This window comes from Streptomyces sp. A1136 (assembly GCF_004795055.1).
Taxonomy (GTDB): Bacteria; Actinomycetota; Actinomycetes; order Streptomycetales; family Streptomycetaceae; genus Streptomyces.
This window is the reverse complement of record NZ_SSBJ01000082.1, coordinates 1-13,375: the sequence shown is the minus strand read 5'-3', so window position 1 is coordinate 13,375 and position 13,375 is coordinate 1. Positions and strand designations below refer to the sequence as shown.

Genomic DNA, 13,375 nt, shown 5'->3' with positions numbered 1-13,375 from the left:
AGCGTCCGCGACGTCACACCCGACATCCGGGCCACCTCCGCGATCGACCAGGCCATCACCGACTCCCATCCCGACCGGACCCTCCGGCCACACACGACCGTAGAAGTTGACGCAACGGCAAAGTCAACGTCACTGATCCCGCACAGCCTCCGACCGGATGCGGGCCCACTCGCGGTCGCCTCAGTCTCGTGGCCGCACGCCGGAGCTGTTGCCGGGTGCCAGGCGGAAGAGCACCTTGGCGTACACCGTGGTCGCCGCGGCCATGACGGTCGCCACGGCTGCCAGCGCCAGCACACCCAGCAGCGCGGGCCACTGGCGCAACTCGTCGGCGCGGCACGCCCTCGCTTGAGGTGACGGCTCGACGAGTGGGCCCTGGCACAGGGCGCGGGTCCCCTGCCCCTGGTACGACGGCACGTCAGGGCCGTGATCGGAGAGCATCAGGAAGACGAACAATCCCCAGATCACCATGGCCAGGAGCGTCCACACCAGCGACCACTTCTCGACCCGGCGCGCGTCCCGGGCGACCTTGTCGGGATGCTCCGGGGCGACATCCGCGGGCACGGCCGTTTCCGGAGTGGTCTCATCGGTTGCCACTTCATCCCCCAGATCCACGACGCTCGACGACGCTCGAACGCCAGTTGATCACACGCGGGATCGCTCCTGGTGACTGTTGCAGGGTCGGCGGGCCAGGAAGTGGCCGTCCAGGAAGCCGCGTTCGGAGGCCGGGTCGTGGAGCATCCGGGCGACCGTGGTGAGGCCGGCGCCGGTCAGCAGGTCGGCGAAACGGTCCGCCGGCCAGCTGTAGGCGGGCGTGACCTTGTGGTCGAAGCGGACCGGCTCCGGGCCGTCGGTCGCGAAGAGCGAGACCAGGAGGAGGCCTCCCGGTGCCAGGACACGCACCTGTTCGGCGAGCAGCGCGGGCAGTTCCCCGGGCGGGGTGTGGATCATCGAGTAGTGGGACAGTACGCCGCCGAGCGCGCGGTCCTCGATCGGCAGGGCCTCCATGCGGGCCTGGTGGAAGCTCAGTGCGGGATGGGCGCGCCGGGCGTGTTCGACCATGGCCGGGGAGAGGTCGAGTCCGAACGCGTCCAGGCCCAGGTCGTGCAGCATGGCCGTCACATGTCCGGGCCCGCACCCGACATCGGCCACCCGGGGGTTTCCCGTCCCGCGTACCAGCTCGGCGAAGATGGCGACCATGCCCCGCGCGAACGGCCGCGTCTCCAGCCGATCGGCGAACATCGACGCGTACAGCTCGACGACCCCGTCGTACGCCGCCCTGGTCCTGTCCTGGTGCCCGTGCTGGTACTCCCCCACGGGAAGAAGCTAACAGTCGCCGGCCGGCCGGCCGGCTGGCGCGGCGCCGGCGCCGCCTCACCGGGCGACGATCCTCGTATGCCGGAGCGGTTCCGTGTCCACATGGCGGTACGCCACCTCATGCGGCGCGCGGACGAGTTGACGGTTCCGGCCAGTGGAGGCGGGTGTTCGCGCCCATGCCGCGCGGCGACGATCCTTTCGTCTTGTTAAGCGATCATTGATCTGCTCTAGTGTCCAGGCGCAGCGTCCCGCCCGCCCGCAGTCCGCCACACGGGAACCGTGCCGACAACCCGCCGGGAGCATCCGTGACCGTCCTCAGCCCCCTGCTCGACGCCAATGCGCTCCCCCGGGACGTGCGGGCGCGGGACACGGGACTGCCGGTCGGCGTCGTGCGCGCCGGGGAGCGTCGAGAGGCGGGGGCATGAGGGGCAGGCGACGCCGGCAGCAGGTGGACCAGCGGATGGCGCGGTTGTACGCGGAGTTGGAGGCCGCCCTCGGCGAGCCCGTTCCCTCTGATGTGGATCGGCTGTTCGGCAGGCTGGCCGAGTACCTCTCGGGTCGCCGCGGTCGCCCGGTACGGATCGTACGCCGCGACTTCCCGGTGGAGGTCGGCCCCGTCTCGGGCCTGTGGGTGGACCGGGAGCACGACGACGTGATCGTCGTCGTGAAGAGCACGAGCGACTTCCACTCCCTCGTCATCCTCGGCCACGAGATCTGGCACATGCTCCAGGGGCACTGTGGCGAGCACGCCTTGGAGGCCCGGGTCGCCACACGGTTGTCGAACGGCGGGGTGGCCGACGCGGAGCTGGAGGCCGCCGTCCGGCACGTTGCCGCGCGGACGCACGCGGTACCGGGCGAGGAGGCCGAGGCGGAGACGTTCGGCCGGCTGTTGGCCCGGCGGCTGCGGCGCCACGTCGAGCACGATCCCGACCAGCGCGTCCTGGAAGGTGCGCCCGCGAGGATTCAGGCCTCGCTCGGTGCCGCGGAGAACTGATGCGGGGCGTGGACTGTCGCACACCGGAGGCGGCCGTGGCGTCGGCGGCCGCGGTGTTGCCCCCCTTGGTCTCGTCTGCCCTGGTCTCTTCTGCCCTGGTGGCGGCGGCCTGCTTCGGCCCTCGGCAGACCACCCGGTGAACGACTCGTCCGGCCTGGGTTTCTACATCCCCGGGGCAGTGCTGTTCCTGTCCACGCTGCTGAAACTGCCCGCGCTCGTACGCGATCCGCGCAACGAGCTGCTGCGGTCCGTGTGCCTGTTGCTGGCGTTGGCCACCGCCGTCTTCGGGTGCACCGCCATCCCGACCCTCGTCGCCGTCAACAAGATCACGGGTATCCCGAACGCCGCCGCGCCGCTCGTCTTCTCCCTCCTCACGGCTTTCTCCGGCGCCAACATCGTGCTCATCCTGCGTTGGAGCAATGCCCCGGAGGACTCGGGGCGCACACGCCGGCGGTGCCGGCTGTGCACCGTGGTCACGGTCGCCGTGATCGCGGCCATCAACACCTTGTTCGTCCTGGGCGACGCCCCCGTGGAGCGCCTGCGGGACCTGGACACCTACTACGCGAGCACGCCCTACATCAGGGAGATGATCCTGCTCTACATCGCGGCCCACACGACCGCGGCCGTCACCATGACGGTGCTGAGTCGCAGATGGGCTCGCGGGGTGCACGGCGGGCTGCGCGCGGGACTGTCGCTCATCGCCATCGGCTACGTGCTCAACCTGTTCTACGACATCGCCAAGCTGACCGCGATAGGGGCCCACTGGGCGGGCCGTGACTGGAGCGTGCTCGGCGTCCGGCTGGCCCCGGCCTTCGCCTCCGTATCCGCCCTGCTGATCGCGACCGGCTTCGTCCTGCCGCTGATCGCACAGAACGTCACGAACAAGTGGCGGATGCTGCGCCGCTACCGCCTCCTGCACCCTCTCCACCAGGAACTGCGGGTGGCCACGAAGCACAGCATCGACCTGTCGGCCGGGCCGTGGACCCCGATCGAGGTCCGGCTCACCCAGCGCGAATCCGACATCCACGACGGAATCCTCGCGGTCAACCCGTACCTGCGTCCCGAGCTGCGGGACCGGGCGCTGCGCGTGGAGTCGGAGGCCGGCCGTTCGCCGGAGGAAGCGGCGGCCGTGGCCGACGCCGCGGCCCTGGCGAGCGCCGTCGTGGCGTGGGAAAGGGCCCGGTCGGGAGCGGCACCCGCTCCCGCACGGGCCACGCATATGGTCTTGGTCTCGCCGAACAGCCCCCAAGGTCTCGTACGGATGTCGCTCGCGTTGGCCGGCTCGGCCACCGTCCGCTCCTTCCGGCGATCCGCCCTTGAAGAAAGCAGCACCCGATGACAGCGCTCCCTTCGTCCTCCGCCCGTGTGGTCGTACTCGGCGGTGGTCTGGCCGGCACCCTCGCCGCCGCGGCCCTCGGGCCCCACGTACGGGAAGTCCTCGTCCTGGAGCACGACGCGGAGCTTCCCGAGACCCCGGCGCCACGGCCGAGGCTCCCGCAGGCCGCCCACGCGCACATGCTGTGGGCGGGCGGTGCCGACGCCATGGAGGAACTGCTCCCGGGCGTGACGGACGAGTGGCTCGCCGCCGGCGCCCATCGCATACCGATCCCCAACGGGATGGTCTCCTTCTCGCCTGCGGGCTGGTACCGCCGCTCGTGGCCCGATACCCATTACCTGATAGGGGCCAGCCGGAACCTCATCGACTGGGCCGTGCGCGGACGCGTCCTACGGATGCCGAACGTCCGACTACGGACGGGCGTGAAGGTCTGCGGCCTGGAGGGGGACGCGACACGCGTCCGGGGGGTGGTCCTGCGCGACGCACGGGACGAGCGGCACCTCGTCACGGCGGACCTCGTGGTCGACGCGACGGGCCGCGGTTCGCGCGGCACCCGCTGGCTCCGGGACATCGGCGGTCCCGAAGTGCGGGAAACCGTCGTCGACGCGGGGGTCCGCTACGCGAGCCGCAGGTACCGGGCGCCGGAGGGGGCCGAGAGCGACTGGCCGGTGATCCACATCCCCGCCGACCCGCGCCAAGGCCGGCCGGGACTCGTCGCCACGATCATCTCCATCGAGAACGGCCAATGGCACGTCAGCCTCTCGGGCACCCGGGGGGCCGAGCCCCCGGCGGGTGAGGCCCTGTTCGAGGAGTTCGCCCGCCGCGTCCGCCACCCCCTCGTCGCCGAACTCCTCTCGCGGGCCGAGCCCACGAGCGAGGTCTCCCTCTTCACCCGCACCGCGAACAGGCGGCGCCATTTCGAGAGGGCGAAGCTGCCGGAGGGCTTCGTCGTCCTGGGGGACGCGGCCACCAGCCTCAACCCGGTCTACGGTCACGGCATGTCCGTCGCGGCGCTCGGTGCGGTCGGCCTGCGGAACGTCACGCGGCGTACGTCCGTGCTCGCGCCGGGGTTCGCGGCGAAGGCGCAGCGCGCCATCGCCCGGCCGGCCGCGGCCGCCTGGATGCTGGCGGTCGGTCAGGACCGGTTCTATCCGGGCGCCGTGGGCAGGAGGCCGACGCCGGTGGACCGACTGGGGTCCCGGTACATCCACCGCCTCAACCACACGGCCATCGGCCGGGGCCTGGTCGTCAGGAAACTCACCGACGTCATGACGATGCGGAGGCCCGCCCACATCCTGGGACTCCCCGACGTCCTGCTGGCAGCGGCCCTCGGGGCCCGCATGCCCCTGCTCGACGGGCCCGAACTGACGCCGAGGGAGCGGGAGGTCCTGGACCGGCCGCCCCTGCGGTCGGCCGGGACCGCCGCCACGGGCCCCGGCAAGTAGGTGCACGCGTGGGGGGCGGTGGGCGCGTGGGGGGTGGTGGGCGCGTGGGGGGTGGTGGGCCGTGGTCGGCCGATCGTCTTGTGAAACGATCGTTTCGTTGCCTCCACAACCGTTTCCGTGGTCTAGTGACCTGCGGGTCGGGGGTCCACTCCGACCGCGTCCCCCTTCGCGTCCCCATTGGAGGGTCAATGAGCGACGGGTACAAGGCCCTCGCCACGACCGTCGACACACTGCTCCGCAGAACGGGACTCGACCGAAGGAGCCTGTTCGACCTGAAGAGACTGTCCTTCCACACCTCCTTGTCCGAGGCCGACGTCCGCAGGTTGCTGGACGGCGAGGAGCTGGAGGCCGCGGAGGTCGACCACCGCGAGGTCGCCCGGCGGATCCAGTTCTTGATGGACACGCGTCTTCGCCGGGAAGAAGGGCCGGGGGGCATCGTCCGGCAGCGGCCGTACACGACGCCGGAGATCGCCGCCGGCATCGGCATGACCCCGCAGTGGCTCAACACTCTGCTCAGCCAGCGCAAGCAGAGCTCACCGAACCTCAAGCACGCCGGGCGGATCGCGCGGTTCTTCGACGTCCCGGTCAACTTCTTCACCGACGAGCCGGCGGAGGCGCTTGACCGGGTCCTGCGCAGCGAGGTCCTCCCCCGGCTGGACGCCGTCGTCGGGAATCCCCGTCCGGCCGTCAGGAACCGCTATGCCTTGGAGATCCAGCACCGGCTGGGCGACGTGGTGCTCGAACCGCCCGTGGAGCGGGCGTTGATGCTCTTCGTCGACGGGATCGCGCGGGAGGAGGGCCCTGGTGGGCTCGCTCCTCATCATGCACGGAACGGCCCCTCTTCACATGACGCGGAAAGAGTTTCCGCGGGCGCGAACTACTCCTAGGCTATTACCGTAAAAATGGGGTTCACCATGGGTAAGAGAAAAATGATCAGGCTCCGGAACGAGATTCTCGCGAACCTCGGACGCCCGATCCCGTCGGATCCCGACGAACTGTTCGAGTCACTGAGGGTGTTCCTCGAACGACGGTTCAACGAGGTGCGCGGGAACGGGACGTACCGGCCGGTGCACCTTCTCTTCCGTGAATTCCCCGAGGAGACCGCCAGCGGACTGACGCTCACCTTCGACGACCGGATGGTCATCGTCGTCGAGCGCCACACGACCACGCTCCATCAGCTGGTGATCTTGGCCCACGAGATGTGGCACGCCCTGATGGGGAAGTGCCTGACCCATGGCGCCCAGCCCGACGCGGTCTCCGCGGCCGCCCGTTCCCTCGGCGGCGAGTTGGAGCAGGCCGACATCCTCGCCCTTGCCGCGCGTACCCATTTCGACACCCGGGAGGAGAACGACGCCGAGGCGTTCGGGCTGCTCCTGGGGAGCAGTTGCAGGGAGATCCTCGAATCGGGCGCCACCTCGCTCCCGAACACCGGCCTGGCCGGCCGCATCCAGTCCAGCATGGGCCGGGGATTTTGAACATGCAGCGGTCGGACTACTACATACCCGCGTTCGCGCTGGCCATCGCACTCGTGGTGAAGCTCCCCTCCCTGTGGCACAGCCGACGCTCGCCCATGTCCCAGGCGATCTTCGTGATCATCTTCGCCTCGGGCGGGGGCTTCGTCTTCGCCGCGCCGCCGACCGTCGAGCGCGTCAACAGGGTGACGGGCATCTCGAACGTGTCGGCCCTGATCGTCTACTGCTTCCTCTCCTGCCTGTCCTGCGCTTCGATGGTCCTCCTGCTGCACTGGCGCGGCGGACCCGAAGCGACCGTCCGTCGCCAGACCAGGATGTGGATCGCCGCCACCGCCGGCGTCATCTCGACCTTCTGCGTCCTGTTCACCCTCAGCGACGTACCCGCGGAGCGGCCTCGCGACCTCGACACCTTCTACGCGACCACCCCCTTCATCGGCGAGATGATCCTGCTGTACCTGACCGCCCACGCGGCAACCGCCACCGTCGTGATGACGAAGTGCTGGCGTTGGTCGTCCGAACTCCGCGCGGCGAAGGCGGGCTGGACCCGGTGGGGCCTGCTCACCCTGGTGACGGCCTTCGGCCTGGGCCTGTCCTTCGCCCTCCTCAAGTTCGTCGCGGTCGGCGCGCGCTGGGCCGGAACCGACGCCTGGGACGTGCTCAGTACCGAGGTCGCCCCTCCCCTCGCCGGCCTGGGCGCACTCATGACCACCGTCGGGTTCCTCATTCCGGTCGTGGGGCCGCGCATGGAGTCCATGTGGGACGCGTGGCGCGCCTACCGCCTCATGGAGCCGCTGTGGCGCGCCCTGGAACCCTGGGTCGGCTCCGGAGCTCCCATGCGGATCGCCAGGACCTCGTCCCTGGAGATGAGGGCCACCCTCAGGGCCACGGAGATCGCGGACCGCCTGTTGAACCTGGCACCCCACCTCGACGCCGGGCACCGGGCGGCGGCCGAGCGCTATGCGACCGCGCGGGGACTCGAACACGAGGCCGCCCTGATCGTGGCGGAGGCAGCCACCATCAAGGCAGCGCTGGCCTGTGCTCCCGTGGCCTGCCCGCCGGACCCCGGACGTCCACCGGCGGACGACACCGCGGACGCGAACACCCCGGGTCCGCTGCCGATCCGGATCTCCGGGACGAACGGGCTCGCGGAACTCAGTCGCCACTTCTCACGGATCCACCCCACCGACCTCCTGGTCGACGCCGCTTCCCACTCGGAGAGCAACTGATCATGCACACTCGCCCCCGCGGTGCCCAGGTCAGCGCGATCCACACCGCCACGCCCCCCACCACGGTGTTCGGTCACCGCGAACCCGGTGAACCCGGTGAACCCGGCGGCCCCCGGTGAGCGCGGGCACCGCGTTCCTCTGTTCGGCCGGCGGCCTTCTGGTCGCCATGCTCATCAAGCTCTGGGACTTGCGGAAGAACCCCAGGGACCCGATCCTGCGAGCCGTCTGCGGGACGCTGTTCCTCGGGGCGCTCATCTTCGTCACCGCGGCCCCGCCGCACCTGGCCAAGATCAACGAGTGGTTCGGCACGCCCAATATCGCGGCGCCGATCGTGTACTGCATCCTCACGGCGTTCGACGGCATCAACATCGTCTTGTTGATCCACTGGCGGGGAAACGAGGACGAGGCCCGCACCCGACGACAGACCCGTCTCTGCCTGATCGCCTACCTCGGGGTGATGGCGGCGATCGCGCTCCTCTTCGCGCTGGGCGACGCACCCGTCGAACGGCTCCGCGACCTGGACACCTACTACGCCACCACGCCGTTCATCCGCGAGATGATCGTGCTCTACCTCGCCGCGCACTCGGTCGCGGCGGTCACCATGACGGTGCTGTGCTGGCGTTGGTCGCGCCAGGTGCCCGGCAGCCTGCGCCTCGGCCTGCTCACCATCGCCGCCGGTTCGTCCTTCGCGTTCGTCTTCGACCTGCTGAAGTACACGGCCGTCGCGGCGCGCTGGACGGGCGGCAACCTCGACTGGCTGAGCACCCACGTCGCGTTCTCGCTGGCCGGCGTCTCCGCCCTCCTGGTCGCCGCCGGCTTCCTGATTCCGCCCCTCGGGCAGGGGGCCAGTTCCCGCTGGGGCATGTTCCAGCAGTTCCAGCAGCTCAAGCCCCTGTGGCTGGAGATCCGGCCGGAGATCCCGCGGACCTGCCCGAAGCCCATGAGCTGGTGGCGGTCGATGGACCTGCGCCTGATGCAGCGGGAGCGGGACATCCACGACGCCGTACTGCGGCTGGGACCCTATTTCGACGCGTCGACCGGCAAGAGGGTCTACGCGGAGGCCTTGGCCGAACACGCCGAACGCCGCCGGGCCCGCGGTGAGGCCGACGCCTCGGTCATCGCCGGGGCCGTCATCGCGAAGGCGGCCTCGCGGCCGGCGGTCAATCCGGAGGACAGGTGGATGTTGACCTCCACCGAGGACCCCGAGGACCTCGTCCGGATGTCCGACGCCCTGGCCCGCTCCCCCCGGGTCCAGGCGATCCGGCGCTGGGCCGCATTGGCCGAGAGCCGCGCGTGACCCCGCGCCGGACAGCCTGCCCCGGCAGGTGTCCGGCGCCCGTACGACCACGGCACGCCATCGGCCACCTCTCATCGACAACCGCTCATCAGTTACCGCTCACACAGCCACCGCACGGGCGACGGGGACGGAACCGAAACCGACAAGAGTCGTCAGGGACGAGATCCAGGAGGAACTCCCATGCACCTTTTCGCGCCTCTTGAACTGCCCAACGGGTCCTGCCTGCCGAACCGGGTGGCGAAGGCCGCCATGGAAGAGAGCCTGGCGCGCCAGCCCGGACAACTGCCGGGCACCGAGATCGAGGAGCTCTACCGGCGCTGGGCCGGGGGCGGCACCGGGCTCATCATCACGGGCAACGTCATGGTGGACAGACGGGCGTTGACCTCCCCCAGAACGATCGTGCTCGACGCCGACACCCCGCTTGAGCCCTTCCGCCGCTGGGCCGCGGCCGCCGGATCAGCCGGGGCGCACGTCTGGATGCAGATCAACCACCCCGGCCGACAGGTCCGCGCCGACCTGCCCGGCGTCGCGTGGGCGCCCTCCGAGGTCGGTGTCAGCCTGGGCCGGCACACCTCGGCGTTCGCCCGCCCCACGGCGATGGACGAGACGGACATCGAGGCCACCATCGCCCGCTTCGCCGTCACCGCCCGTCTCGCGGAAGAGGCCGGCTTCCACGGCGTACAGATCCATGCGGCCCATGGCTACCTCCTGAGCCAGTTCCTGTCCCCGCTGGTCAACCGCCGGGACGACCGTTGGGGCGGCAGTCTGGAGAACCGGGCGCGGCTGCTCATCGAGATCGTGAAGGCCGTTCGCGCCCGCGTATCCCCGGGCTTCGCCGTGGGTGTCAAAATCAACACGGCCGACTTCCAGCGCGGTGGCTTCGACACGGACGAAGTGGCCCGGGTGCTCGGGTTCCTGGACGGTCTCGGCGTGGATCTCGTGGAACTGTCCGGCGGCAGCGTCGAGAGCGCGGCGACCATGGGCCGTACCGCCGACGAAACGACGCTCGACCGGGAAGCGTATTTCCTCTCCCTGGCCGAGCGACTCGTCGAAGTCGCCTCCGTGCCGCTCATGCTGACCGGCGGGATCTGCCGCCGCACGACGGCCGAGCGGGTCCTGGAGCGCGGCTTCGCGGTGGTCGGCGTGGCCACGGCCCTGGCCCTCTGCCCGGACCTGCCGACCCGTTGGCAGGCGGGCGAGGACACGCACGTTCCGCCGCCCCGGCTCGGCTGGAAGGACCAGGACCTCGCCAGCGCCGCCGTCCTGGCCATCGTCCGGGCCCACATGAGCCGCCTCGTACGCGGCGGCAGGTCGGGGCCGAGGATTCCCTCCTCCCTCCTTCTCGCGCTGGACATGCTGCGCAGCTGGCTCAGTGTGCGGGCCTACGGGGCTTGGTTGGCCGAGCATCCGGCACCGGACGCGACGACCGCGCTCCACCGCTGAGGCCTCTTCCGCTTCCTCACCACCCGGCTCCGGTCTGCCTCCCCGCTGACGGCCTGCCGTACGCGTACGCCGACGGCTCAGGCCGTCGGCGTACGGCTGCCGCTGCCGCGTGGGGATCAGTAGCGGTAGTGGTCGGGCTTGTACGGGCCCTCGACCTTGACGCCGATGTAGGCGGCCTGCTCCGGGCACAGGGTGGTGAGCTTGACGCCCAGCGCGTCGAGGTGGAGACGGGCGACCTTCTCGTCGAGGTGCTTGGGCAGGACGTAGACGTCGGTCGGGTACTCCTCGGGCTTGGTGAACAGCTCGATCTGCGCCAGCGTCTGGTCCGCGAAGGAGTTCGACATAACGAAGGACGGGTGGCCGGTCGCGTTGCCCAGGTTCAGCAGACGACCCTCCGACAGCACGATCAGGACCTTGCCGTCGGGGAACTTCCACGTGTGGACCTGCGGCTTGACCTCGTCCTTGACGATGCCCTCGATCTTCGCGAGACCGGCCATGTCGATCTCGTTGTCGAAGTGACCGATGTTGCCCACGATCGCCTGGTGCTTCATCTTGGCCATGTCCGAGGCCATGATGATGTCCTTGTTGCCCGTCGTGGTGATGAAGATGTCCGCGATCTCCACCACGTCGTCCAGCGTCGCGACCTGGTAGCCGTCCATCGCCGCCTGCAACGCGCAGATCGGGTCGATCTCGGTGACGATCACCCGCGCGCCCTGACCGCGCAGCGACTCCGCGCAACCCTTGCCGACGTCGCCGTACCCGCACACGACCGCGACCTTGCCGCCGATCAGCACATCGGTGGCGCGGTTGATGCCGTCGATCAGCGAGTGCCGGCAACCGTACTTGTTGTCGAACTTCGACTTCGTCACCGCGTCGTTCACATTGATCGCCGGGAAGAGGAGCTCGCCCGCCTGGTGCATCTCGTAGAGGCGGTGGACACCCGTGGTGGTCTCCTCCGTCACACCGCGGATCTCGGAGGCGAGCCGCACCCAGTCGAGGGAGCTGTCGCGCAGCAGGTCCAGGACCAGCGCCATCTCCTCGTTCTCCGCGGTGGAGGCGTCGGGGACGGCCCCGGCCTTCTGGTACTCGACGCCCTTGTGGACCAGGAGGGTGGCGTCACCACCGTCGTCCAGGATCATGTTCGGGCCGGCGTGTCCGGGCCAGGTCAGGGCCTGCTCCGTGCACCACCAGTACTCCTCCAGGCTCTCGCCCTTCCAGGCGAAGACCGGTATCCCGGCCGCCGCGATCGCGGCGGCCGCGTGGTCCTGCGTCGAGTAGATGTTGCAGGACACCCAGCGGACCTGCGCGCCCAAGGCGACCAGCGTCTCGATCAGCACGGCGGTCTGCACGGTCATGTGCAGGGAGCCGGTGATGCGGGCGCCGGCCAGCGGCCGGGCCTCCGCGTACTCCCGGCGGATCGACATCAGACCCGGCATCTCGTGCTCGGCCAGGGTGATCTCCTTGCGGCCGAACTCCGCGAGCGAGAGGTCTGCGACCTTGAAATCGGTGAAGTCAGCGGGCGGCTGCGAGGACACGGGCACTCCTTGTGGTCTGGATGTTCCGGTGGATCTCCACCGTCGCGGTGGACTTGTTGAGGGTGATGTAGTGCAGACCGGGGGCACCTTCGGCGAGCAGGCGCTCGGACATGGCAGTCGCGTACTCGACCCCGATCCGGTGGCCGTCGGCCGGGTTGTCCCTGGCGGCTTCGAGGCGTCGGGCGAGTTCGTCGGGGAACGACGCGTCGCTGAGTTCCGCGAAGCGGCGGATCTGGCGTACGTCGGTGGCGGGCATGATTTCGGGGATGATCGGGGTGTCGCAGCCTGCGGCGGCGACCCGGTCGCGTAGCCGCAGGTAGTCGTCGACCCGGAAGAACATCTGGGTGATGGCGTAGTCGGCGCCGGCCCGGCACTTGGCGACGAAGTGACGGATGTCGCTGTCCCAGGAACGCGAGCGCGGGTGCCGCTCCGGGAAGGCCGCGACACCGACCGTGAAGTCACCCAACTGCCTTATGAGAGTGACCAGTTCACGGGCATGGGCCAGCCCGTGCGGATGGGCCCTCCACTCCCCCTTGGGATCGCCGGGCGGATCGCCGCGCAGAGCCAGGACGTCCCGGATGCCGGCGTCGGCGTACTGGCCGATGATGTGGCGCAGCTCGGCTACGGAGTGGCCGACGGCCGTGAGGTGGGCGACCGGGCGCAGTGTCGTCTCCGCGGCGATGCGCTTGGTCACCTGCACGGTCCGGTCGCGGGAGGACCCGCCGGCGCCGTACGTCACGGAGACGAAGGACGGGTCGAACGCCTCGATGCGGCGGATGGCCGACCAGAGGGCCCGCTCACCGGCATCGGTCTTGGGCGGGAAGAACTCGAACGAGAAGGACCGCTCGCCCCGCGCGAGGATCTCGCGCAGGCCGGGGTGGGACGGCAGAGGGGGCATGTCTGTACACCTCAGCGTGCATTGAAGTAGGTGGCCGCAGGGTGGTGGATGACGATGGCGTCGGTGGACTGCTCCGGGTGGAGCTGGAACTCCTCCGAAAGGTGGACGCCGATGCGCTCGGGGCGGAGCAGGTCGGCGATCTTGGCGCGGTCCTCCAGATCGGGGCAGGCCGGGTACCCCAGCGAGTAGCGGCAACCCTGGTATTCGGTGCGGAACATCCCCTCCATGGACGCCGGATCGGATCCCCCAATGGCGAGTTCGGCGCGGACGCGGGCGTGCCAGTACTCTGCGAGGGCCTCGGCGAGCTGGACGGACAGGCCGTGGAGCTCCAGGTACTCGCGGTAGGAGTCGGACTCGAACAGCTTGGCGGTGGCCTCGCCGATCTTCGAGCCGACGGTGACGACCTGGAGGCCGA

13 protein-coding genes are annotated in these 13,375 nt (G+C 70.0%); 8 read left to right on the top strand and 5 right to left on the bottom strand.

What is annotated here, in order from left to right:
* Positions 1-180: 180 nt before the first annotated feature.
* Positions 181-594: a hypothetical protein gene (locus tag E6R62_RS37060; protein WP_136217848.1), complete on the bottom strand. Its 414-nt coding sequence runs from the start codon at positions 592-594 to the stop codon at positions 181-183.
* A gap of 48 nt (positions 595-642) precedes the next feature.
* Positions 643-1,314, bottom strand: coding sequence for a class I SAM-dependent methyltransferase (locus E6R62_RS37055; protein WP_240802124.1), 672 nt, complete (start codon positions 1,312-1,314; stop codon positions 643-645).
* A 421-nt stretch (positions 1,315-1,735) separates the two neighbouring features.
* Here E6R62_RS37055 and E6R62_RS37050 point away from each other — a divergent pair, with 421 nt between their 5' ends.
* From E6R62_RS37050 to E6R62_RS37015, 8 genes are all read left to right on the top strand, one after another.
* Positions 1,736-2,308: a toxin-antitoxin system, toxin component gene (locus E6R62_RS37050; RefSeq protein WP_136217847.1), complete on the top strand. Its 573-nt coding sequence runs from the start codon at positions 1,736-1,738 to the stop codon at positions 2,306-2,308.
* A 136-nt stretch (positions 2,309-2,444) separates the two neighbouring features.
* Complete coding sequence (locus tag E6R62_RS37045; protein ID WP_136217846.1) at positions 2,445-3,647, top strand: MAB_1171c family putative transporter; 1,203 nt, start codon at positions 2,445-2,447, stop codon at positions 3,645-3,647.
* Positions 3,644-5,089, top strand: coding sequence for an FAD-dependent monooxygenase (locus E6R62_RS37040; protein ID WP_136217845.1), 1,446 nt, complete (start codon positions 3,644-3,646; stop codon positions 5,087-5,089). The genes E6R62_RS37045 and E6R62_RS37040 overlap by 4 nt, the downstream gene beginning before the upstream one ends.
* Before the next feature lie 188 nt (positions 5,090-5,277).
* Positions 5,278-5,976 carry a hypothetical protein gene (locus E6R62_RS37035; protein WP_136217844.1) on the top strand — a complete coding sequence of 233 codons (699 nt, stop codon included), beginning with the start codon at positions 5,278-5,280 and terminating at the stop codon, positions 5,974-5,976.
* A gap of 27 nt (positions 5,977-6,003) precedes the next feature.
* Complete coding sequence (locus E6R62_RS37030; protein WP_136217843.1) at positions 6,004-6,564, top strand: toxin-antitoxin system, toxin component; 561 nt, start codon at positions 6,004-6,006, stop codon at positions 6,562-6,564.
* A gap of 2 nt (positions 6,565-6,566) precedes the next feature.
* On the top strand, positions 6,567-7,787 hold the full coding sequence (locus E6R62_RS37025; protein ID WP_136217842.1) for an MAB_1171c family putative transporter: 1,221 nt from the start codon (positions 6,567-6,569) through the stop codon (positions 7,785-7,787).
* Positions 7,788-7,902: 115 nt separating this feature from the next.
* The gene (locus E6R62_RS37020) at positions 7,903-9,084 is read left to right on the top strand and encodes an MAB_1171c family putative transporter (RefSeq protein WP_240802123.1); all 1,182 of its coding nucleotides are present in this window, start codon (positions 7,903-7,905) and stop codon (positions 9,082-9,084) included.
* Positions 9,085-9,264: 180 nt separating this feature from the next.
* Positions 9,265-10,527, top strand: a complete 1,263-nt coding sequence (locus tag E6R62_RS37015) for a 2,4-dienoyl-CoA reductase (protein WP_136217841.1) — start codon at positions 9,265-9,267, stop codon at positions 10,525-10,527.
* 116 nt (positions 10,528-10,643) lie between these two features.
* Here E6R62_RS37015 and ahcY read toward each other — a convergent pair whose 3' ends face one another.
* From ahcY to E6R62_RS37000, 3 genes are all read right to left on the bottom strand, one after another.
* Positions 10,644-12,062: an adenosylhomocysteinase gene (gene ahcY / locus E6R62_RS37010; protein WP_136217840.1), complete on the bottom strand. Its 1,419-nt coding sequence runs from the start codon at positions 12,060-12,062 to the stop codon at positions 10,644-10,646.
* Positions 12,040-12,960 (bottom strand): methylenetetrahydrofolate reductase [NAD(P)H], encoded by a 921-nt coding sequence (gene metF, locus E6R62_RS37005; protein WP_136217839.1) that lies wholly within the window; start codon positions 12,958-12,960, stop codon positions 12,040-12,042. The genes ahcY and metF overlap by 23 nt, the downstream gene beginning before the upstream one ends.
* Before the next feature lie 11 nt (positions 12,961-12,971).
* Positions 12,972-13,375: vitamin B12 dependent-methionine synthase activation domain-containing protein (locus E6R62_RS37000; protein WP_276615686.1), on the bottom strand; the 404-nt coding region annotated here is incomplete at its 5' end.